The 22,321-nt window shown below is 72.2% G+C and carries 18 protein-coding genes; 6 read left to right on the top strand and 12 right to left on the bottom strand.

The window, feature by feature from the left end; translation table 11 throughout:
- Positions 1 to 164: 164 nt before the first annotated feature.
- From ACZ5TL_RS11790 to ACZ5TL_RS11780, 3 genes are all read right to left on the bottom strand, one after another.
- Positions 165 to 629, bottom strand: a complete 465-nt coding sequence (locus ACZ5TL_RS11790; protein ID WP_468589292.1) for a DoxX family protein — start codon at positions 627 to 629, stop codon at positions 165 to 167.
- A gap of 247 nt (positions 630 to 876) precedes the next feature.
- Positions 877 to 1,563, bottom strand: a complete 687-nt coding sequence (locus ACZ5TL_RS11785; RefSeq protein WP_468589291.1) for a class I SAM-dependent methyltransferase — start codon at positions 1,561 to 1,563, stop codon at positions 877 to 879.
- A 156-nt stretch (positions 1,564 to 1,719) separates the two neighbouring features.
- A complete protein-coding gene (locus ACZ5TL_RS11780) occupies positions 1,720 to 2,631 on the bottom strand; it encodes an acyltransferase domain-containing protein (RefSeq protein ID WP_468589289.1) in 912 nt (303 codons plus the stop codon).
- A gap of 75 nt (positions 2,632 to 2,706) precedes the next feature.
- Here ACZ5TL_RS11780 and ACZ5TL_RS11775 point away from each other — a divergent pair, with 75 nt between their 5' ends.
- Entirely contained in the window at positions 2,707 to 2,970 is a 264-nt protein-coding gene (locus tag ACZ5TL_RS11775) for a DUF6343 family protein (RefSeq protein WP_468589288.1), read from the top strand.
- Positions 2,971 to 2,982: 12 nt separating this feature from the next.
- Here ACZ5TL_RS11775 and ACZ5TL_RS11770 read toward each other — a convergent pair whose 3' ends face one another.
- From ACZ5TL_RS11770 to rpsA, 4 genes are all read right to left on the bottom strand, one after another.
- A complete protein-coding gene (locus ACZ5TL_RS11770) occupies positions 2,983 to 3,363 on the bottom strand; it encodes a tetratricopeptide repeat protein (RefSeq protein ID WP_468589287.1) in 381 nt (126 codons plus the stop codon).
- A gap of 50 nt (positions 3,364 to 3,413) precedes the next feature.
- A complete protein-coding gene (gene coaE, locus ACZ5TL_RS11765; RefSeq protein WP_468589286.1) occupies positions 3,414 to 4,043 on the bottom strand; it encodes a dephospho-CoA kinase in 630 nt (209 codons plus the stop codon).
- Positions 4,044 to 4,514: 471 nt separating this feature from the next.
- Entirely contained in the window at positions 4,515 to 5,453 is a 939-nt protein-coding gene (locus tag ACZ5TL_RS11760) for a PAC2 family protein (protein ID WP_468589285.1), read from the bottom strand.
- 246 nt (positions 5,454 to 5,699) lie between these two features.
- Positions 5,700 to 7,199: a 30S ribosomal protein S1 gene (rpsA, locus tag ACZ5TL_RS11755; RefSeq protein ID WP_468589284.1), complete on the bottom strand. Its 1,500-nt coding sequence runs from the start codon at positions 7,197 to 7,199 to the stop codon at positions 5,700 to 5,702.
- A 315-nt stretch (positions 7,200 to 7,514) separates the two neighbouring features.
- Here rpsA and ACZ5TL_RS11750 point away from each other — a divergent pair, with 315 nt between their 5' ends.
- The gene (locus ACZ5TL_RS11750; RefSeq protein ID WP_468589548.1) at positions 7,515 to 8,414 is read left to right on the top strand and encodes a class I SAM-dependent methyltransferase; all 900 of its coding nucleotides are present in this window, start codon (positions 7,515 to 7,517) and stop codon (positions 8,412 to 8,414) included.
- A gap of 93 nt (positions 8,415 to 8,507) precedes the next feature.
- Positions 8,508 to 11,048: an ATP-dependent helicase HrpB gene (gene hrpB / locus ACZ5TL_RS11745; RefSeq protein WP_468589283.1), complete on the top strand. Its 2,541-nt coding sequence runs from the start codon at positions 8,508 to 8,510 to the stop codon at positions 11,046 to 11,048.
- Here hrpB and pgfA read toward each other — a convergent pair.
- From pgfA to ACZ5TL_RS11730, 3 genes are all read right to left on the bottom strand, one after another.
- Positions 11,038 to 12,030, bottom strand: coding sequence for a cell envelope lipid trafficking protein PgfA (pgfA, locus tag ACZ5TL_RS11740; protein ID WP_468589282.1), 993 nt, complete (start codon positions 12,028 to 12,030; stop codon positions 11,038 to 11,040). The genes hrpB and pgfA overlap by 11 nt on opposite strands.
- A gap of 25 nt (positions 12,031 to 12,055) precedes the next feature.
- Complete coding sequence (locus tag ACZ5TL_RS11735) at positions 12,056 to 12,190, bottom strand: SPW_0924 family protein (protein ID WP_468589280.1); 135 nt, start codon at positions 12,188 to 12,190, stop codon at positions 12,056 to 12,058.
- A 137-nt stretch (positions 12,191 to 12,327) separates the two neighbouring features.
- Positions 12,328 to 14,121 (bottom strand): lytic transglycosylase domain-containing protein, encoded by a 1,794-nt coding sequence (locus tag ACZ5TL_RS11730; protein WP_468589279.1) that lies wholly within the window; start codon positions 14,119 to 14,121, stop codon positions 12,328 to 12,330.
- 342 nt (positions 14,122 to 14,463) lie between these two features.
- Between ACZ5TL_RS11730 and ACZ5TL_RS11725 the strand changes: the two genes are divergently transcribed.
- Positions 14,464 to 15,321, top strand: coding sequence for a DUF4184 family protein (locus ACZ5TL_RS11725; RefSeq protein WP_468589278.1), 858 nt, complete (start codon positions 14,464 to 14,466; stop codon positions 15,319 to 15,321).
- Here the strand turns inward: ACZ5TL_RS11725 and ACZ5TL_RS11720 are convergent.
- Both ACZ5TL_RS11720 and polA read right to left on the bottom strand, forming a co-directional pair.
- Positions 15,239 to 15,784, bottom strand: coding sequence for a hypothetical protein (locus tag ACZ5TL_RS11720; RefSeq protein ID WP_468589277.1), 546 nt, complete (start codon positions 15,782 to 15,784; stop codon positions 15,239 to 15,241). The two genes, ACZ5TL_RS11725 and ACZ5TL_RS11720, sit on opposite strands and share 83 nt — an antisense overlap.
- Before the next feature lie 775 nt (positions 15,785 to 16,559).
- Positions 16,560 to 19,286, bottom strand: a complete 2,727-nt coding sequence (polA, locus tag ACZ5TL_RS11715; RefSeq protein WP_468589276.1) for a DNA polymerase I — start codon at positions 19,284 to 19,286, stop codon at positions 16,560 to 16,562.
- Between the two features lie 168 nt (positions 19,287 to 19,454).
- Here polA and ACZ5TL_RS11710 point away from each other — a divergent pair, with 168 nt between their 5' ends.
- Together ACZ5TL_RS11710 and ACZ5TL_RS11705 are read left to right on the top strand one after the other, a co-directional pair.
- Positions 19,455 to 21,734: an FdhF/YdeP family oxidoreductase gene (locus tag ACZ5TL_RS11710; protein WP_468589275.1), complete on the top strand. Its 2,280-nt coding sequence runs from the start codon at positions 19,455 to 19,457 to the stop codon at positions 21,732 to 21,734.
- Positions 21,735 to 21,790: 56 nt separating this feature from the next.
- Entirely contained in the window at positions 21,791 to 22,279 is a 489-nt protein-coding gene (locus ACZ5TL_RS11705; protein ID WP_468589273.1) for a PaaI family thioesterase, read from the top strand.
- The last annotated feature ends 42 nt before the right edge of the window (positions 22,280 to 22,321 follow it).

Below are 22,321 nucleotides of genomic sequence, written 5' to 3'. Positions count from 1 at the left end.
CGAACCCGAGGCCGAGAGCGGACCGCTATGACCGGCACGGCGAGGCCGCGAGGGGGCGGGCAGCCTGGCCCGCATGCCCGCCCGCCCCACACGCCGACGCCCGGGACGAGCCCCTCGGCCCTCCCGGACGCCGCCGGCGTCGCACGCCGCAGACTCCCCCGCGGTCACGCCCCTCGCCGCAGCAGTCGCACCAGATCGGCGTTGTGGCCTCGCCGCGCCCAGGCGATGAGAGCGAGCGGCACGATCAGGATCAGCGGCGTCGCCGCGTACTGCCCGTCGAAGACGGCTATCTGCACGACGAACGCGCCCACCATCAACGCGCTGAGCGCCATCGCCGCCACCGACTGGAGGACGGGAATCAACAGAGCGATCGCTCCGGCCAGTTCGAGCGCCCCTATGGTGTACATCCCCGCACTCCCCCAGCCGAGCTTGTCGAAGGACTCGGCAGCCGACGCGTGCCCGATCAGCTTGGGCAGCGCGCTCGGGATCGCGTAGAAGAGGGCGAGCAGCACCTGCAGCCCACGCAGCGCGACGCGGGCACGCCGCCCGCGAGCGGTAGCGGACTCGGCGACTACGACGCCGGACGAGGCGGAAGGGGCGGCGGTGACGGGGGCGGTGGTCTCGGACATGAAGGTCTCCTGGGGGGAAGCGGTCCTTGCTCGTGTCGCAGAGGTAGACCCCCGCTCGCCGCCGAACTCATCGCCGCGGCCGGGCGGACTTCCCGCCGATGCCCGCCCCCAACGGCACTGCCCCGTCGACCAGTCCGCGCAGTTCGGCATCCCCGCACAACGCCAGGGACGTCGACACCCTGTCGTAGCCGCTCAGCCGCTCGGCCTCTCCTCCCCCGCACGACCTCTCGCGCCCCCCTGTCACCCCCTAGACCACCGGCTCCGGCACCGCCCTCACCCATATCCCGTCGTCCGACAGGTACTGATCCACCCTCAGACCCGTCTCCTCCAGTGCCTTCTCGAACTGCTCCTTGCTCAGCGGTCGGGCGCGGAACGTCTGGGTCCAGACCGCGTCCGGGAACTCGTACTCCGCGCGCACCGAGTTGCTCCCGTCGCCGATCGGCTCCGAGGACACGATCCGTACGGTGAGACCGCTGGGGTCGACGCGCTCGCGCGGTACGTTCCCGTGGTAGTCCTCGCCCTCCCGCTGGATGAGCACGCAGCCGCCTTCGGCGACATGGCGCACACAGGTGCGCAGCAGGCTCCGCCGCACCTCGACGTCCCCCGCGTGTACGAGGAAAGAGGCGAGCAGCACCACGTCGAACGTCTCGCCCAGATGCAGCTCCTCGACCGGGCTGCATATCGTCCGTGCCCCGCGTACGCGCTCCAGCATCTCGGCCGACTCGTCCACCGCCGTGACGGTGAAGCCGCGCTCCAGGAGCGCGTGCGTCATGCGCCCGGCCCCGCTGCCCAGCTCCAGGATGCGCGCACCCGCGGGCACCGCCGCTGCGATGACATCCGGTTCGTCCCCGACGGGCAGCCGCGAGTACAGCTCCACCGCGCAGCCGTCCGGAGTGATGGCCCCGGGTCCCGTCCCCCCGTACCCCTCACGCATTTTCAGCTCCATGCCCGTCCAACGGGCCACAACCGCACGCCCGTTCCCACCCCGGCCGTCTTCACCCGACCGAGTGAACAGACTGCGGGCGCCCGGGTACCGAGGGCCGCAGGTGCCTGCAGCGGAAACCGAACGCCGCCGGTGAGAACCGGACGCCTACAGCGGGAACCAGCCGTGCCCCACGTACCAGTGGCCACCCGCCCGCAGGTGATCCCCCACGGCCCGCTCCACCGACGTCCGCCTCGGCAGGCTCGCCACCGGCAGGTCCGGGTCTCCGAAGACGAACCGGACCGGCTCGGTGTCCGCCGGTTCCGGCGGCTCCTCACCGGGGCCGCGGGCGGCCTCGAAGCGTTCCTGGAAGCGGACGATGTTGGAGTCCGGGTCGAGGTACCGCTTCAGCTGCGGGTCGAGCAGCCAGGAGTGGCACACCGCGACCCGGTACCGCTCGCGCGGAAAGCGGCGGGCGAAGAACGCCCGCGCCTGGTCCAGGGAGCGGTCGCAGGCCGACAGGGACAGCGGCCCGTGGAAGTCCGGGATGTGCAGGTTCAGACAGGGCTCCCCCGGCGCCACCTCCAGCCCGGCCGCCACCGCCCGCGCCGTCCGCTGCCCGAGCAGTGCCCGCTGGAACTGCAGCCGTCCCAGCTGGTACAGGTCCCCGCGGAAGTGGTGCGTGAGCCACTGCGGGGCCTTCACCCCGCCGCTGCCGTGCTGCCGTCGATGGATTGCCATGTTCCGCCCGAGGTCGGCGAGGGTGCGGCGGCTGATGTCGGCCGGGACGCCGTGCTCGCGGTGGTGGGCGAGTGTGTGCGGCAGCGCCGCGACGAACACGTACACGGCGAAGTACGGGCCCAGCGCCGCCGGGGCCTCCTCGACGCGCTCACCGAGGGGCACCGGGGCACCGGCCCGGCCGATGTCCCGCACCAGTTCCTCGACGCACTCCTCCAGGAGCCTCATGGCCCCGGCGTCCGCGATGAGGGTCCGGCGTAGAGCGACCAGGGCGTTGATGTCCTCGTGCGGCACCGCGAGGTCGAGCAGGATCTCGGGCAGCGCTTCGGCGTCCGGCAGCATGCGCGGCTCCCTGGGTCGGCCTTGGTGAACACCCGCCACGAAGAGTACGTTGCGAGCAGGAGTGGTGATCGGACGATGCGTACAGGCAGTGAGCCGCGGACCGCGCGCAGTGCCCTGCGGGCGCGTTTCTGGCTGAGCCTGTGGGGGCTGGCCTGGGCACTCTTCGGGACGGTCGCGTTCACGCTCGCCGGGCGGACCGGCTGGGCCATCGCGTGCGGAGTGCTGCTGCTGATCGTCGCGGTCGACCTCGCCGTCGTCCTCAGGCACATCCGCCAGGGCCCGCACTATCAGCCCGGGCCCGACACCCCGCCCTACCGGCCAACGGACGACGGGCCCTGAGGCGGCCGTCCGTCACGAGTCGAAGCGCGCCGCCTTCAGGAACTCCGGGTTCGGGTCCAGCGCGGCCGCCAGACGGAAATGACGTTTCGCCTGGTCGGGGCGGCCCTGCCGCTCATACGTGCGGGCGAGGGCGAAGTGCGCGAACGCGTTGTCCGGCTCGCGCTCCAGAACGATCGAGAACTCGAGTTCCGCCGGCCTGAGCTGCGCCGCCGCGAAGAAGGCCCGCGCGCGCAGCAGCCGCGCGGCGGTGTTCTCCGGGTGCGCGGCGATGACTGCGTCGAGCAGTTTCACCGCGCCCCGCGGGTCCCGCGCCGCGAGCAGCTGCTCGGCGGCACGGAAGTCGATGACGTGCGTCTCCGGGGTACGTCCGGTCGAACCGCTGGTCTCGGGCACGGCAGAGTCCTTCCCTCACTGGAAGCGTTCAACGCCCCCTCGGGGTCCGGCTATTCCTCCTGGGGCTCCTGGAGCTCGTGGGACTCCTGGGACCTGCGCGCCAGCTCGGCCCAGACGTCCTTCACGCGCTGCTCCAGCTCCGCCAGCGGCACGTCGTTGTCGATCACGATGTCCGCGATCGCCCGGCGCTGCTCGCGGGTCGCCTGGGCGGCCATCCGCGCGCGTGCGTCCTCCTCGGTCATGCCGCGCAGTCGTACGAGCCGGTCGAGCTGGGTCTCGGGGGCCGCGTCGACGACGATCACGAGGTCGTACAGCGGCGCCAGGCCGTTCTCCGTGAGAAGCGGGACGTCGTGGAGGACGACCGCGTCCCCGGCGGCGGCTTCCTCCAGCTCGCGGGAGCGGGCGCCCACCAGGGGGTGCACTATCGCGTTGAGGGTGGCGAGCTTCTCCGCGTCCGCGAAGACGAGGGAGCCGAGCCTGGGCCGGTCCAGACTGCCGTCGTCGGCGAGGACCTCCTCGCCGAAGGCGTCGACGACCGCCGCGAGCCCTGGAGTCCCCGGCGCGACCACCTCCCGGGCGATGCGGTCCGCGTCGATCAGCACGGCGCCACACTCGACGAGCAGCCGTGACACCTCACTCTTGCCGGCACCGATACCGCCGGTCAGGCCCACCTTCAGCATGAGGCGCAGCCTAGACGCTCCGCTCGGAAAGCGTGCGGACAGTGCGGGCCGGTGACGGCCGGTGGCCGATGGCGGCCGGTACCGGCGAGGGCCGATGGACGGGCCGTGAGGCCGATAGCCACCGGTACCGGTGAGGGCCGATGGACGGGCCGTGGGGCGGATAGCCACCGGTGCCGGTGAGGGCCGATGGACGGGCCGTGAGGCCGATAGCCACCGGTACCGGCGAGGGCCGATGGACGGGCCGTGAGGCCGATAGCCACCGATGCCGGCGAGGGCCGATGGACGGGCCGTGAGGCCGATAGCCACCGATGCCGGCGAGGGCCGATGGACGGGCCGTAAGGCCGATAGCCACCGGTGCCGGTGAGGGCCGATGGCCGCCGGCGGACGGGCCAGTGGGGGCCGATCGCGGCCGGTGGACGGCCGGTCGCGCAGTTCCCGCGCCCCTGAGAGGGACGCTGCGGCCCCCTGGGATCAGCCGTCGCCTTCTCTCTCCGCCAGGAACTTCTCGAACTCGCGGCCGATCTCGTCCGCCGAGGGGATGTCCACCGGCTCGGCGAGCATGTTGCCCCGGGTCTCGGCGCCCGCGACGGCGTCGTACTGATGCTCGAGGCCCTCGATGAGCGCGGTGAGGTCCTCGTCGCCCTCGCGGATCTGCCGGTCGATCTCCGTCTGGGTGCGGTGGGCGTCCGTGCGCAGGGCGTGGGCGATGCCGGGCAGGACCAGTCCGGTCGCCGCCGTGATGGCCTCCAGGACCGTCAGGGCCGCGTCCGGGTACGGGGAGCGGGCGATGTAGTGCGGGACATGGGCGGCGACGCCCAGGACGTCGTGCCCGGCCTGGAGCAGGCGGTACTCGACGAGGGACTCGGCGCTGCCGGGCACCTGCGCCTCCTCGAACGGGCTGCGGTGGCCCGGGACGAGGTCGGTACGGTTACCGTGCGGGGTGAGGCCGACGGGCCGGGTGTGCGGGACGCCCATGGGGATGCCGTGGAAGTTCACCGACAGGCGGACGCCGAGCCGCTCCACGATCTGCCGTACGGCCGCGGCGAAACGCTCCCACTCCACGTCCGGCTCGGGGCCGGACAGCAGCAGGAAGGGCGCGCCGGTGGCGTCCTGCACGAGCCGCACCTCGATGGCGGGGTCCTCGTAGTCGCTCCAGCGGTCGCGCTTGAAGGTCAGCAGTGGGCGGCGGGCGCGGTAGTCCACGAGCCGGTCGTGGTCGAAGCGGGCGACGACCTGGTGCGGCAGCGAGTCGAGCACCCGGTCGACGATCTGGTCGCCCGCCTCCCCCGCGTCGATGTATCCGTCGAAGTGGTAGAGCATGACAAGTCCGGCCGATTCCTGGGCGAGGGCCATGTCGACGACCGCCAGCCCCTTCGGCTCCCATGCGTACAAACCCTGCGGATCAAGCACAGTGACCGCTCCTCCTCGTGTCCGTACTGCACAACACCCTTGCGGGCATGGGCATTCCCCGAGGGAGCAGAATCATGATCTTGGCAAGCCGGGGCTACGCCCCCAAGGGGCGCGGGAACCGCGAGACCACCACCCACCGGCCCGCAGCCGCATGCCGTCCGCCCACGCGCAGGTGGCCCGGGAAAACACTGAGGGGCCGCACCTCGAAAGGTGCGGCCCCTCAGTCAGGAGCTACTGCTCAGAGCGTCAGCTCTGGCCACCGGCCAGCTTCTCGCGAAGCGCGGCCAGCGCCTCGTCCGAGGCCAGCGCGCCGGAGTTGTCCGGGCCCTCGGAGGAGTACGAACCGCCACCACCGGACGCGGCCGGAGCAGCGGCCTCGCCGCCACCCTCGGCGGCGGCCTTCTCGTCCGCCTCGCGGGACTTGATGACCTGCGCCTGGTGCTGCTCGAAGCGCTGCTGCGCCTCGGCGTACTGGGTCTCCCAGGCCTCGCGCTGGGTCTCGTAGCCCTCGAGCCAGTCGTTGGTCTCGGGGTCGAAGCCCTCGGGGTAGATGTAGTTGCCCTGGTCGTCGTAGGACGCGGCCATGCCGTAGAGGGTCGGGTCGAACTCGACCGTCGACGGGTCGGCACCGAAGGCCTCGTTGGCCTGCTTCAGCGAGAGGCTGATGCGACGGCGCTCGAGGTCGATGTCGATGACCTTGACGAAGATCTCGTCGTTGACCTGGACGACCTGCTCCGGGATCTCCACGTGGCGCTCGGCCAGCTCGGAGATGTGGACCAGGCCCTCGATGCCCTCGTCCACGCGGACGAACGCACCGAAGGGAACCAGCTTCGTGACCTTGCCGGGCACGACCTGGCCGATCTGGTGGGTGCGGGCGAACTGCTGCCACGGGTCTTCCTGGGTCGCCTTCAGCGACAGGGAGACACGCTCGCGGTCCATGTCGACGTCGAGGACCTCGACGGTGACCTCCTGGCCGACCTCGACAACCTCGGAGGGGTGGTCGATGTGCTTCCAGGACAGCTCGGAGACGTGAACCAGACCATCGACGCCACCCAGGTCCACGAAGGCACCGAAGTTGACGATCGAGGAGACGACGCCGGAACGGACCTGACCCTTCTGGAGGGTCGTGAGGAACGTCTGGCGGACCTCGGACTGGGTCTGCTCCAGCCAGGCACGGCGGGACAGGACCACGTTGTTGCGGTTCTTGTCGAGCTCGATGATCTTGGCCTCGAGCTCCTTGCCCACGTAGGGCTGGAGGTCGCGAACGCGGCGCATCTCGACCAGGGAGGCCGGGAGGAAGCCACGGAGGCCGATGTCGAGGATGAGACCACCCTTGACGACCTCGATGACGGTACCGGTGACGATCCCGTCCTCTTCCTTGATCTTCTCGATGGTGCCCCAGGCACGCTCGTACTGGGCGCGCTTCTTCGAGAGGATCAGGCGGCCTTCCTTGTCCTCCTTCTGGAGAACAAGGGCCTCGATCTCGTCACCGACGGCGACGACCTCGTTGGGGTCGACGTCGTGCTTGATCGAGAGCTCGCGGCTCGGGATCACACCTTCGGTCTTGTAACCGATGTCGAGCAGGACCTCGTCCCGGTCGACCTTCACGATGACGCCGTCGACGATGTCGCCGTCGTTGAAGTACTTGATCGTCTCGTCGATCGCGGCGAGGAAGGCTTCCTCGTTACCGATGTCGTTGACCGCTACCTGCGGGGTGGTGGCGGTGGTCTCGGTGCTGCTCGTCATGTGGGAAAGGGCTCCGGTACGGACATTGAAGTCGTAGGTACTGCTACGCCGGGAGCCCGTTTCGCTCTGCAGAAGCCGGACAGCCAAGGAAGCGCCACACGAACAAAGGTGGCGCCTCGACAACCGAGGGGACATACATACAGATGCGAGCGCAACCTGCTACGTCTGAGGTGCGCAGGCCCGCAGCGCAACTTGTAGCATACGGGGGCAGCCGGGCAGGGTCAATGCACGAAGCCGCCCACGCGGGGCAGAACACCGCATACCCGGCACAAGTCGTGTCGTCCGAGGCCACGCAGGGCCTGCGTGGCCCCATTCCTGACACCTCCGGGACCGGCTGGACGGAAGAGTACGACGAGGGAGCAGATCATCCAAGAGCCCGAAGCGTCCGAACCCGAGGCGACCCGGCGTGCCGCCGGGGGCACGGAAAGTTCCCGCGCCAACCGTGGCTGGTGGGACCGCAACGCGGACGAGTACCAGAGCGAGCACGGCACCTTCCTCGGCGACGACCGCTTCGTCTGGGGCCCCGAGGGTCTGGACGAGATGGAGGCCGAGCTGCTCGGCCCACCGGAGGGACTGAAGGGCCGGGACGTCCTGGAGATCGGCGCCGGCGCCGCCCAGTGCTCCCGCTGGCTGACCGCCCAGGGGGCGCGGCCGGTCGCCCTGGACATCTCGCACCGGCAGCTGCAGCACGCGCTGCGCATCGGCGGGTCGTTCCCCCTGGTGTGCGCCGACGCCGGTGCGCTGCCCTTCGCCGACGCCTCGTTCGACCTGGCCTGCTCGGCGTACGGGGCGCTGCCCTTCGTCGCGGAGCCGCGCCAGGTCCTGCGAGAGGTGCGCCGGGTGCTGCGCCCCGGGGGCCGTCTCGTCTTCTCGGTGACGCACCCGATCCGCTGGGCCTTCCCGGACGAGCCGGGCCCCGAGGGCCTGTCGGTGTCGGGCTCGTACTTCGACCGCACGCCCTACGTCGAGCAGGACGAGGAGGGCCGCGCGGTCTACGTCGAGCACCACCGCACCCTCGGCGACCGGGTCCGGGACGTCGTGGCGTCGGGCTTCCGGCTCATGGACCTGGTCGAGCCGGAGTGGCCGGCCTGGAACACGTCCGAGTGGGGCGGGTGGTCGCCGCTGCGCGGGAACCTGATCCCGGGGACGGCGATCTTCGTGTGCGAGCGAAGCGAGAGGCCGGCACCCCCGGCCGAAGGCCGGGGAAGGGACTGACCGGACTCACGCACGCGGGCCCGGCGCCTTCCCCGCCAGTACTCACGCACGCGCGCGTGACAGGCGCCTTGCCCGCCGTACGACACTGAGGGCGTGATCCGTTACGACGCTCTGGACGCCCTGCCCGTAGGTGGGGCCCTGCCCGCCCTGGACGACGCCCTGGAGGGGCACGGCACCGCCGTCCTGGTGGCGCCGCCCGGCACCGGCAAGACGACGCTGGTGCCGTTGGCGCTGGCGGGCCTGCTCGGGGAGGGGCCCGGGCGGCGGGTGATCGTGGCCGAGCCGCGGCGGATCGCGGCCCGGGCGGCGGCGCGGCGGATGGCGTGGCTGCTGGGCGAGAAGGCCGGCGAGCGCGTCGGCTACACCGTGCGCGGGGAGCGGGTGGTGGGGCGGCACACGCGCGTGGAGGTCGTCACGACCGGTGTGCTGGTGCAGCGGTTGCAGCGGGACCAGGAGCTGGCCGGTGTCGACGTGGTGGTGCTCGACGAGTGCCACGAGCGGCATCTGGACGCGGACACGGCGGCGGCGTTCCTGTGGGACGTACGGCAGACGCTCCGGCCCGAGCTGCGGCTGGTGGCCGCCTCGGCGACGACCGACGCGCAGGGGTGGGCCGCGCTGCTGGGCGGGGCGCCGGTGGTCGAGGCACGGGGGGCGGCGTACCCGGTTGAGGTGGTGTGGGCGCCGCCGGTGCTTCCGGTCCGGCCGCCGCACGGGACGCGGGTCGATCCGGTGCTGCTGGCGCATGTGGCGTCGGTGGTGCGGCGGGCGCTGGCCGAGCGGGACGGGGACGTGCTGTGCTTCCTGCCGGGCGTGGGAGAGATCGCGCGGGTCGCCGGACAGCTCGGGGCGCTGGGCGATGTGGAGGTCCTCCAGGTGCACGGCCGGGCACCGGCCGCCGTGCAGGACGCGGTGCTGGCTCCCGGCAAGCGGCGCCGGGTGGTGCTGGCGACCTCCGTCGCGGAGTCCTCCCTGACGGTGCCGGGGGTGCGGGTCGTCGTGGACGCGGGGCTGGCGCGTGAGCCGCGGGTGGATCACGCGCGCGGGCTGAGCGCGCTGACGACGACACGGGCGTCGCAGGCGGCCGGGCGGCAGCGGGCGGGGCGGGCCGGGCGCGAGGCGCCGGGGGCCGTGTACCGGTGCTGGGCGGAGGCCGAGGACGTGCGTCTGCCGCGTTTTCCCTCTCCGGAGATCAAGGTGGCCGACCTGACGGCGTTCGCGCTGCAGGTGGCGTGCTGGGGGGATCCGGACGCGTCGGGGTTGGCGTTGCTGGACGCGCCGCCGGGTGGGGCCATGGCCGCGGCGCGGGACGTACTGGCGGCGGTGGGGGCCGTCGACTCCGCCGGGCGGGCCACGGAGCGGGGTGCCGCGCTGGCCCGGCTGGGGCTTCATCCGCGGCTGGGACGGGCCCTGGTGGATTCCGTGCCGTTCGTGGGGGCCGAGCGTGCCTCGGAGATCGTCGCCCTGTTGAGTGAGGAGGCGCCTCGGGAGTACGGCGATGATCTGGCGGCCGCCCTGCGTCGTGCCCGGCGTGGGGGTGACGCCTACTCCTCGCGGTGGCAGAGGGAGATCCGGCGGCTGCGGGCCGCCGTTTCGGATGTTCCCCGCTCGTCCGCCCGTCCCCGCCCGCGGGAGGCCGGATTCGAGGCGTGGGAGAGCTCCCCGGAAGAGCGGCAGGTGGGGCTGGTCGCCGCTCTCGCCTTCCCTGAGCGCGTCGCCAGGAGCGACGGCGGGTCGTACCTCATGGCCTCCGGAACCCGCGCCGAGGCCGGTGACGGGAGCGCGCTGCGTGGTGCCCCGTGGATCGCCGTCGCCGTCGCCGACCGGCCCGTCGGCAGGGGGCACGCGCGCGTCCGGTCGGGGGCCGTGGTCGACGAAGGGGTCGCCCGGCTCGCCGCGGGGGCGCTGCTGGAGGAACGGGACGAGGTCGGGTGGGACGGCGGAGACGTCGTGGCGCGGCGGGTGGAACGGCTGGGGGCCGTGGAGCTGGCGGTGCGGGCGCTGAAGGACGCCGGCCCCGGGCTCGTACGCGAGGCGTTGCTCGACGGGCTGCGGCGGGAGGGGTTCGGGCTGCTGCGGTGGTCGGCGGACGCCCAGGCCCTGCGGCAGCGGCTCGCGTTCGTGCGGCTGCACCGAGGGGAGCCGTGGCCGGACGTCTCCGACGAGGCCCTCCACGCGCGCGTGGAGGAGTGGCTGGAACCGGAGCTGAGCCGGGCGCGGCGGCGGGCCGACCTGGCGCGGATCGATGCCGGCCAGGCCCTCACGCGGCTGCTGCCCTGGGCCTCCGGGCAGGCCGGGCGGCTCGACGAGCTGGCCCCGGAGCGGATGACCGTGCCGAGCGGGTCGAGGATCCGGATCGACTACGCGCGGCCCGAGCAGCCGGTGCTCGCGGTGAAGCTGCAGGAGATGTTCGGGCTGCAGGACTCGCCCCGGGTCGCCGGGGTGCCGCTGCTGGTGCACCTGCTGTCCCCGGCCGGGCGTCCGGCCGCCGTCACCGCCGATCTCGCGTCGTTCTGGCGGGACGGCTACAAGGGCGTACGGGCGGAGCTGCGGGGGCGGTATCCGAAGCATCCGTGGCCCGAGGACCCGGCGGGGGCCGAGCCGACCCGGCACACCAACGCGCGGCTCAGGCGCTGACGGGTGAGGGTTCCCCGGCCGCCGTGGGGGCCGGACCGGACCGGCGGCGGCCGCGGGCCTCCAGGTACAGCGCGAGGGCCAGCAGGAGGATGCCGAGGGTCAGGGAGCCCCAGGGCAGGTAGGACGTCATCAGCAGGATGAGCAGGCGCTGGGACTTCACCAGGTCGACGGTGTGCGTGATGTAGTCCTCGCGCATCTTCACGTGCCCGGCGAACGCGGTGACCTTGTCGCGGTCGCCGAGGAGGGTGCCGCCGCGCAGTTCCTCCTCGTGGAGTTCCTCGCCGTAGACGGGGGCGCCGGTGAGGGGTTCGACCCAGAACCTGCGGACCGTGGTGTACCAGCGGGTCGTGCCGGTCTGCGCGACCGCCTCGGGGGTGAGACCCGCCACGGGGAGGGTCTTGGGGATCCTCACCTCGGTCCAGGGGATGGTCTGCTCGAAGTAGTAGACCTCCAGGCCGCGGAAGTCCCGGGTGCCCTTGTAGTGGATGGGGGCGGTGATGCGGGCCTGCGCGTCGAAGTACTCGTAGTCGCGTTTCTCCGTCAGGAACGGCCACTTGAACTCGATGCCCGTACGGCGCACCGGGTCGCCGTCGACCATCTCGCCGGTGGCGTGGACGGGTTCCTGGGTGTGGGCGTCGAAGATGTAGCGCTCGGGGATCTTGGACACCATCTTGCCGTCGGGGCCGACGACGTAGGACAGGCCGTCCCAGACGACCACGTCCCGGCCCGCCGACTCCTCGATCCGCTCGGAGGCCTCGACGTTGCCCTTGAGGGTCTGCACGATGGTGACCTCGGGGACCGTCCGGGCGCGCATCGTGCCGTAGTCGAGGAGGGTGGCGTTCTTCGCCTCCAGGACCATGTCCTGGTAGTGGTTCGCGGGGACCTTGGCGAGGCGCGGGAAGGCGTACCAGCGCAGCAGCGGGGACAGTGCCGCGCAGAACACGGCGAGGGCGAGCAGGACCAGGCCGGCCTTGCGGCGCATCTCGGCCTCCCTCCCGGGCGGGCGGTCAGGGGTGTGCGGGCACCGTCGTCAGCAGCGGCTTCGGGGACGTGCCGCCCGAGGGGGAGCCGAGGGCGGTCAGTGTCAGGACCACGGCGAACGCGACGGCGAGACCGGTGGTGGCGGCGACGAGGGCGCGCATACGGGGCCTCCCCACGGATCGATCTGATACACCGTCAGGTCTGTCAGCACCGTAGCAACGCGCGGCGGAGATGAGAACACGTTGCACACACAACGACGCCCCTCTTGAAGAGGGGCGTCGTCTGTCGTACCTGAGAGCTACGCGCTCGGACTTGGCGACGGGCTCGGCGAGGACGTCTCGGCAACCGCCACGGTCAGTTCAACGGTGAGGGTCGCTCCGCCGGCTGTGGTGATGCGCAGCAGGAACGTGCCGGCCGTGTCGTCCGCGTAGAGCTTCGGCAGCGTCAGCAGGCCCTCCTCGTCCGTCTTCAGGCCCGACAGGGTGCGCACGGCCTTGCCGTCGGCGTCCTTGAAGTAGGGGCCCTTGTCGTTGACGGTCGGGGTGTCCTCCGACGTGACCAGGGTGGCGGTGGCCGCGACACCGTCGGCGACGGCGCCGTCGTAGGTGGCCTTCACCTCGACCCGGTTCGCGAACTCGCCGCCCGGGGTGCAGGTCAGGGCGGCGTCACCGGTGCGGGCGAGCTTGTCGGCGGCCCGCTCGGTGACGGTGGCCGTGTAGTCGAGACCCGCGACGATACGGCCCACGACGGTGGCGCGGACGGTGACGGCGCCCGTCTTCTCCCCGGCCTGCAGGGCGGGCGCGACGGCCACGCCGGAGCTGTTGGTGGCGACCGTGGCCACGTTCTCGCCGCCGGTGAAGGTGGTGTCCGTGTCGCCGATGATCGTGAAACGGATCCTGACCTTGCCGACGGCCTCACCGGCCTTGGTCTCGGCGCGGGTGCTGATCCGCTGGGCGAACGCGTCGCCGGCCATGGCCGTGAGCTTCGCGCTTCCGGCGTCCTCCAGGTGGTGCACCGTGTCGGTGGGCGTGGGGGACGTCGTGGGCGGCGTGCTCGGCGTGGTGGGCGGCGTGGTGGGCGGCTTGCTCGGTGTGGTGGGCGGCTTCGGGGTCGTCGTGCCGCCGCCGGGCTTGTCGGGCTTGGGGCTGGACTCGGGCTTGGGCTTGGGCTTGGAGCCGCCCGGGGCGGTGGTGCCCGGAGCGGTGACGCGGGGGGTGCCCGGAGTGCGCGGGGTGGAGGGGCCGGGGTTCACGCCGGCCCCGTCGTCGCTGCGGTTGCCGGGCAGGGTGCCGGTGCCGTCCGGGACCTCGTGGGTGCCCTTGCGGTAGTACTCCAGCCACGTCATGACGAGGTTCAGGTACTCGCGCGAGTTGTTGTAGCTGAGGATCGCCTTGTCGAGGTCGTCCTGGTCGGACAGGTCCCAGTCGAAGCGGCAGAGGTAGTGGCCGGCGGCAAGCGCGGCGTCGTAGATGTTGTTGGGGTCCTTCTTGCCGTCGCCGTTTCCGTCGCGGCCCGCCCAGGCCCAGGTGGACGGGATGAACTGCATGGGGCCGATGGCCTGGTCGTAGGTGCTGTTGCCGTCGTAGACGCCGTTGTCGGTGTCCTTGATGAGCGCGAAGCCGTTGCCGTCGAGCTGCGGGCCGAGGATGCGCTTCAAGGTGGTGCCGTCGGCGTCGACCCGGCCGCCGCGGGCCTGGCCCGACTCCACCCGGCCGATGGCCGCGAGGAGCTGCCAGGGCAGGTTGCAGCCCGGCTTGGCGTCGCGCAGCGCGGTCTCGGCCTTCTTGTAGGCGTCGAGGACCGTCGCGGGGATGCCCGCCTCCGTCGTGCCCTGGCCGCTCGGGCCGGGACCGGTGGACGGTGACGGGTTGGGGCTCTTGAGGGGCGGCAGGTCCGTGTAGTACGGCGAGTTGCCGGTGGCACTGCCGTCGGAAGCGCTCGCTTCGGGGGAGGGGGTGGCGTCCGCGGCGGTCCGTCTGCCGTGGTCGTTCACCCCCGGAGCCTGAGAGGCTGACAGTGCTGCGACCGCGACCGCGGCCACGGCGGTGGTTGCCGCCCCCTTGCGCAGCCTCCTGCCGAATTGCGCCGCCATAGAGTGAACCCCTCCCGTGGACGCCTGGCGCCCGATCTCCGTCTGCAGTGTTCGCCCTGTTGTGACGATCGGCCCGCCCGAGGGGTTGCCCTCCGACGGTCACCTCTCTGTTGTCCTGCGTGCTCTGTCCTTCACCGCGTTCACGCGTTCTACGCGCTCCCCGCGCGCGACTCTGGCGACCCTACGACAACTTCCTTTGACCGGGCACCCGTTCGTGACCGGTATTCACCAGTTGAGCACGTGCGGTCGTGACGTTGCCGGCATGACGGCATCGCGCATACTGGGGCCACTGATCGCCGGGCACCGCCCGGCCTTACGCAACGACCGTCGCGAGGAGCCGAGTTGCCGTTCACGCTGAGTCACGCGGCGGCGGTACTGCCCGCCGTACGCACCGACGGGACCGGCCGGGGCGGGCTGGTGCCCGCCGTGCTCGTGGCAGGGTCCTTCGCACCCGACATGACCTATTACGCGGCGAGTGTGCTGTCCGGGGCGATGCGGTTCGGGGACGTCACGCACTCGTTCCCGGGTGTGTTCACGGTCGATGTGCTCATCGCCTGGGCGCTGGTGGGGCTGTGGTTGCTGGTGCGCGAGCCACTGGTGGCACTGCTGCCGCGGGCCCGGCAGGGACGGGTGGCCGCCCTGTTGCGGTGCGGGGTGCCCCGCGCGCGGGTGCGGCCGGCGCTGGTGGGGTGGTGGTACGTGTCCGCGGTGCTCGGGGCGCTGACCCATGTCGTGTGGGACGCGTTCACGCATCTCGACCGGTGGGGGATGCGGCTGTTCCCGGTGCTGGGGCGGGAGGTGGCGGGCTCACCGCTCTACTGGTACCTGCAGTACGGCGGTTCGGCCGTGGCCGCGGTGGTGATCGCCGTGTTCGTGGCACGGGCGCTGCGGCGGACGCCGACGGGCGAGCCGGTGGGGATCGCGGTGCTGTCGGTACGCGACCGGTGGGCGGGCGCTGCTCTGATCGGCGGCTTCGCGCTGGTGGGTGCGGTGCAGCGGGCGTCGCGGTGGTGGGCGTACTGGGGCGCGGCCGCGAAGCCGTGGGAGATCATCCCGACGGTGTGCTTCGGTGCGGGCGCGGGGCTCGCCCCGGCGCTGCTGCTCTACGCCATGGGGGTCAGGGCGTGGCGTCCGGTTCCGGTCCCTGAGGGTCCTGTCCGCGCCGCCGATACGGAGCCGAGCCGTCCGGCCGCTCACTGAGGGGGGCGCCGGTCGTCGTGATGTACACGGTGATGGTGGTGTGCGCGGGGCGGGGACGTGGGAGCAGGGTGAGGACGCGGGTCAGACAGTTGCGGGCCCGTTGCGTCCAAGGGCGCCTGCCGGGGGCGTCGAGGCTGCCTGGACGCGGGGCGGTGCTGGGTGGGGGGCCGGGGACTGCGGGCGGATCGGTGACGCCGTCGAGAGCGGCGCCGGCGAACACGGCATCGGCGAGTGCGGCGTCGGTGCCGGTGCGGCCGGTGCTGGCGGAAAGGTCACCGGCGCCGGCGGGCTCGGCGGGCCGCCGCCCGTGGGCCAGGCGCCGCCGGAGGTCCGCCGTCACGTGGCGCAGGGCCGCGGTGAGAGTGACGGGGACGCGGACCGTGCTCGCGGCGGCCTCGAACGCCGGGACCGGCGAGCGTGCCACGCCCGGTGCCGTGCGGCGGAGGAGCGTACGTATACCCATGCCCGCATCTTTGCGACGGTCGGGGGCGGGGGCGCCTTGTCGAGGGCCACGCGAGTGAAGGATTCGGTGGCGGTGGGGCAGCGGCGCCCGGCCCAGGGCGGGGCCGCCGGACCGGCGTGCGTCTCCCCGCGTGTACGGCTGCCCGAGCCGAACCGGGCCTGCCCCCAGCGGGCCTGGGGGCTCGGAAGGCTCGGGAGGCTCGGGGATGCTGTTGGCGGATTAGGCGGACGGCCGACAAGTGGTGCGAGAGTCCCAGCGACACGCCGTGCACGCGGCGTGTCACTGGGACCGCGCGGACATTTGGCTCCCGCCGCAGCATTTCGCCGACAGCATCCTCGAGGGCTCGAGGGCTCGGGGTCGGGTCAGGGTGCCGCCCCGCCGCCACGCGGCAGAGGCGGGCGACATCCCACGCGGCGCTCCCACCACCCCCCGCATCAGCCGAGGCGGCCGGTAGCCGTGCCGCACCGCCGGGGCACGTCGGCCCGACCGCCATCGTGGGCGCCCCTCCTGCGCTGCCGGGCGAGCCCGGCGGGACCGGCGGGACCGGCGAGCCCGGCGGAATCAGCGGGACCGGCGGCAGAAGGGCGATCGGGCCGGTCCCAGCGCCGGGCCACCGTGCGCGGCATCGGAGGCCACGGCTCCCGCAGCCGTGCGCCGAGCACCCGCCCCGCCGGGCACCGGTCCACCGGACGGAACCCGCCTGCCGGGCAGCCCCGCCCCTGAGGCGCGCTCCGGGAGGCACGCCCCGCCCCGCCCGGGCCGGACCGCGTAGCGCCTAGTGCGCCGCCGACTCCCAGTCCGCCCCCGAGCCAACCGATACACCCAGCGGTACGCGGAGGTTTACGGCGGTGGACATCTCGCGGCGGACGAGTTCCTCCGCTGCTGCCCGCTCCCCCGGGGCGATCTCCAGGACGATTTCGTCGTGGACCTGGAGGAGCATGCGGGAGGCGAGGCCGGCGTCCTTCAGGACGCTGTCCACCTTGAGCATGGCGATCTTGACGATGTCGGCGGCCGTGCCCTGGATGGGCGCGTTGAGGGCCATCCGCTCGGCGGCCTCGCGACGCTGGCGGTTGTCGCTGTTGAGGTCGGGCAGGTAGCGGCGGCGTCCGAAGAGCGTCGCCGTGTAACCCGTCGCCCGGGCCTCGTCGACCGCCCGGCGCAGGTAGTCCCGGACGCCGCCGAACCGCTCGAAGTAGGCGTCCATCAGGGCGCGGGCCTCCGCCGCCTCGATGTTCAGCTGCTGGGAGAGGCCGAAGGCGGACAGTCCGTAGGCCAGGCCGTACGACATGGCCTTGATCTTGCGGCGCATCTCGGCGTCCACCGCGGCCGGCTCGACCGCGAAGACCTGGGAGGCGGCCGTGGTGTGCAGGTCCTCGCCGGAGGTGAACGCCTCGATCAGGCCCGCGTCCTCGGAGAGGTGGGCCATGACGCGCAGCTCGATCTGGCTGTAGTCGGCCGTCATCAGGGACTCGAAGCCCTCGCCGACGACGAAGCCGCGGCGGATCGCGCGGCCCTCGTCGGTGCGGACAGGGATGTTCTGCAGGTTCGGGTCGGTCGAGGACAGGCGGCCGGTGGCGGCGACGGTCTGGTTGAACGTGGTGTGGATACGGCCGTCCGCGGCGATCGTCTTGATCAGGCCCTCGACGGTGACGCGGAGCTTGGCCTGCTCGCGGTGGCGGAGCATGATCACCGGAAGCTCGTTGTCCGTCTGCGTGGCGAGCCAGGCCAGCGCGTCGGCGTCGGTGGTGTAGCCGGTCTTGGTCCGCTTCGTCTTGGGCAGGGCGAGCTCACCGAAGAGGACCTCCTGCAGTTGCTTGGGCGAGCCCAGGTTGAACTCGTGCCCGGCTGCCGCGTGGGCCTCCTTCACCGCCTGCTGGACGGCGCCGGCGAACATCTGCTCCATGGTCTCCAGGTGGGGCCGGTCGGCCGCGATGCCGTGCCGCTCCATGCGGGCGAGCAGTGCGGACGTGGGCAGCTCCATGTCGCGCAGCAGGTCGGCGGCGCCGACGTCGTCCAGGCGGCTCTCGAAGGCCTCGCCCAGGTCGAGGACGGCGCGGGCCTGGATCATCAGGGCCTCGGCCTCGGCGCCCTCGTCCGCGCCGAAGGCGAGCTGGCCGTCGGCCGTGGCGGCGGGGGCCAGCTCGCGGTGCAGGTACTCCAGGGACAGCGCGTCCAGGTCGAAGGACCGGCGGCCCGGCTTGACCAGGTAGGCGGCGAGCGCGGTGTCCATGGTGACACCCTCGACGCTCCAGCCGTGCTCGGCGAAGACGCGCATGGCGCCCTTGGCGTTGTGGAAGGTCTTGGGCCGGCCTGCGTCGGCGAGCCAGGCCGCGAAGGCCCTCTCGTCGGCCTCGTCCAGCTGGGAGGGGTCGAACCAGGCGGCCGGTCCGCCAGGGGCGGCGAGGGCGACCTCGGCGACCGAGCCGGTGCCGAGCGCCCAGGTGTCGACCGTGGCGACGCCGAGGGGCTGGGTGCCGTGCTCGGTGAGCCAGCCGGTCAGCTCACCGGTGCCGAGCACGGTGCCGTCCAGCCGCACGCCTTCGGTGCTGATCGGGGTGGTCTCGGCCTCCTCGGCGCCGGGGTCGACGGCGAAGAGCCGCTCGCGCAGCGAGGGGTTGCGGATCTCCAGGGTGTCCAGGACCACCGCGACGGCAGTGCGGTCGTACGCGGCCCGCTCCAGGTCGATGACGCCCTTGGGGAGCTCCACCTGGCGCTCCAGCTCCGTGAGCCGCCGGTTGAGCTTGACGGCTTCCAGGTGGTCGCGGAGGTTCTGGCCGGCCTTGCCCTTGACCTCGTCCACGCGCGCGACGAGCTCCGCGAAGGAACCGAACTGGTTGATCCACTTCGCGGCGGTCTTCTCACCGACGCCTGGGATGCCGGGGAGGTTGTCCGAGGGGTCGCCGCGCAGGGCCGCGAAGTCCGGGTACTGCGCGGGCGTCAGCCCGTACTTCTCGAACACCTTCTCCGGGGTGAAACGGGTCAGCTCGGAGACGCCCTTGGTCGGGTACAGCACCGTGGTGTGCTCGCTGACCAACTGGAAGGAGTCCCGGTCGCCGGTGACGATCAGCACCTCGAAGCCCTCGGCCTCGGCCTGGGTGGCGAGCGTGGCGATCACGTCGTCCGCCTCGAAGCCGTCCACCGCGAAGCGGACGGCGCCCATCGCGTCGAGGAGCTCGCCGATCAGCTCGACCTGCCCCTTGAACTCGTCCGGGGTCTTGGAGCGGTTCGCCTTGTACTCCGTGAACTCCTGGGAGCGCCAGGTCTTGCGGGAGACGTCGAAGGCGACCGCGAAGTGCGTGGGCGCCTCGTCGCGCAGCGTGTTGGCCAGCATCGACGCGAAGCCGTAGATCGCGTTCGTCGGCTGGCCCGTCGCCGTGGTGAAGTTCTCCGCGGGCAGCGCGAAGAACGCGCGGTAGGCCAGCGAGTGCCCGTCCATGAGCATCAGCCGCGGACGGCTGCCGCCGGAGGTCGTGTCGGTCGTCTTCGATGCTGTCTCTGCCACGCCCCCGATCCTGCCACGCCCCACTGACACTCGGCCCCGGCCCCGGCCGCACGGGCACCGGCGCGGGGCATCGACGCGGTATCGGCCCCAGCCCGGCCCCGCCCGATGTCACCGCCGCGTGCGAGGATCGGAGATGTACCTCACAGCGCAGTCGAAGGGGAGCGTGCGATGGCGTCGAAGCCGCCCAAGAGTGATCCGGTTCAGGACGCGCCGCAGGTCGCCGGACCCAAGCACGCGGCAGCCGGGCTCCCCGCGATCGGGCACACGCTGCGCGTCGCCCAGCAGCAGATGGGGGTGAAGCGCACCGCGCTGACGCTGCTGAGCGTGAACCAGAAGGACGGCTTCGACTGCCCGGGCTGCGCCTGGCCGGAGCCGGAGCACCGGCACAAGGCGGAGTTCTGCGAGAACGGCGCGAAGGCCGTGGCCGAGGAGGCCACCCTGCGCCGGGTCACCCCCGAGTTCTTCGCCGCGCACCCGGTCGCCGACCTGGCCGGCCGCAGCGGCTACTGGCTGGGCCAGCAGGGGCGGCTCACCCACCCCGTGTACCTCCCCGAGGGCGGCACGCACTACGAGCCGGTCACCTGGGAGCGCGCCTTCGACATCGTCGCGGAGGAGATCACCGCCCTCGGCTCCCCCGACGAGGCCGTCTTCTACACCTCCGGCCGCACCAGCAACGAGGCCGCGTTCCTCTACCAGCTCTTCGCCCGCGAGCTCGGCACGAACAACCTCCCCGACTGCTCGAACATGTGCCACGAGTCGTCCGGCTCGGCCTTGTCGGAGACGATCGGCATCGGCAAGGGCAGCGTCCTGCTGGAGGATCTGTACCAGGCCGACCTGATCATCGTCGCCGGCCAGAACCCGGGGACGAACCACCCGCGCATGCTCTCCGCCCTGGAGAAGGCCAAGGCGGGCGGGGCGAGGATCATCAGCGTCAACCCGCTGCCCGAGGCGGGCCTGGAGCGCTTCAAGAACCCGCAGACCCCGCAGGGCATGCTCAAGGGCGCGGCGCTCAACGACCTGTTCCTGCAGATCCGCATCGGCGGCGACCAGGCCCTGTTCCGGCTCCTCAACAAGCTGATCCTCGAGCGGGAGGGCGCGGTCGACGAGGCGTTCGTGCGGAAGCACACGCACGGGTTCGAGGAGTTCGCCGAGGCCGCCCGCGCCGCCGACTGGGACGAGACGCTCAGGGCGACCGGCCTGACCCAGGAGGACATCGAGAAGACCCTCGGCATGGTCCTGACCTCGGAGCGGACCATCGTGTGCTGGGCGATGGGCCTCACCCAGCACAAGCACTCCGTTCCCACGATCAGGGAAGTGGTCAACTTCCTTCTCCTGCGCGGCAACATCGGCCGCCCGGGCGCGGGCGTGTGCCCGGTGCGCGGCCATTCCAACGTGCAGGGCGACCGCACGATGGGCATCTTCGAGCGCCCCGCCCCGGCGTTCCTGGACGCCCTGGAGAAGGAGTTCGGCTTCGCACCGCCCCGCGAGCACGGCTACGACGTCGTCCGCGCGATCCGCGCCCTGCGCGACGGAAAGGCGAAGGTCTTCTTCGCGATGGGCGGCAACTTCGTCTCGGCGTCGCCCGACACGGAGGTCACGGAGGCGGCCATGCGCCGGGCCCGGCTGACGGTGCACGTGTCGACGAAGCTGAACCGCTCGCACGCGGTCACGGGCGCGCGTGCCCTGATCCTGCCGACACTCGGCCGCACGGAGCGCGATCTCCAGGGCGCCGGCGAGCAGTTCGTGACGGTCGAGGACTCGATGGGCATGGTGCACGCCTCCCGGGGCCGCCTGGAGCCCGCGAGCCGGCATCTGCTGTCCGAGCCGGCCATCGTGTGCCGCCTGGCCCGCCGCGTGCTGGGCGAGAACAGCCGCACGCCGTGGGAGGAGTTCGAGAAGGACTACGCGACGATCCGCGACCGTATCGCGCGCGTGATCCCCGGCTTCGAGGACTTCAACGCGCGCGTGGCCCGCCCCGGCGGCTTCGTGCTCCCCCACGGCCCGCGCGACGAGCGCCGCTTCCAGACGGCCACCGGCAAGGCCAACTTCACCGCCGCGCCCGTGGAGTACCCGGAACTGCCCGAGGGCCGCCTGCTGCTGCAGACGCTGCGCTCGCACGACCAGTACAACACCACGATCTACGGCCTCGACGACCGCTACCGGGGCATCAGGAACGGCCGCCGGGTGGTGCTGGTCAACCCCGAGGACGCGCGGACCCTGAAGCTGGCGGACGGTTCGTACGCCGACCTGGTCAGCGAGTGGAAGGACGGCGTGGAGCGCAGGGCACCAGGTTTCCGGGTCGTGCACTACCCGACGGCCCGGGGATGCGCCGCCGCGTACTACCCGGAGACCAACGTGCTGGTGCCGCTGGACGCCACCGCGGACACCAGCAACACCCCGGCCAGTAAGTCCGTCGTCGTGCGTCTGGAACAATCGGCGACCGACTGAGCGTTCGCTCAGCGACACAGGCAGCCGAGTGGCGAGGACGAACGGAGCCGGGCCCCATGGGTGAGCAGCAGCATGTGAAGTTCCCGCAAGAGGTCATCGACGAGTACGCGGCACTCGGAGTCGACCTCCCGGCCCTGTTCTCCGCAGGCCACCTCGGGACCCGGATGGGCGTCCAGATCGCCGAGGCGTCGGCGGACCGGGTCGTCGGGACGATGCCGGTGGAGGGCAACACCCAGCCCTACGGACTGCTGCACGGCGGGGCCTCCGCGGTACTGGCCGAGACGCTCGGCTCGATCGGCTCGATGCTGCACGGCGGCAGCTCCAAGATCGCCGTGGGCGTCGACCTGAACTGCACACACCACCGCGGGGTACGTTCCGGCCTGGTCACCGGCGTGGCCACGCCCGTGCACCGGGGTCGCTCGACCGCCACCTACGAAATCGTCATCACGGACGAAAACGACAAGAGGGTGTGCACCGCCCGGCTGACCTGCCTGCTGCGCGACGTGAACCCGGGCGACGAGGAACTCATCCGCGCCGGGAGCTGACCGGCGTAGGGAAAACCCTGGAGGGGCGGGCGCGCTCTTGTC

Source organism: Streptomyces sp. NPDC033136 (genome assembly GCF_055578235.1).
This window is presented reverse-complemented; position numbering and strand designations above follow the sequence as displayed.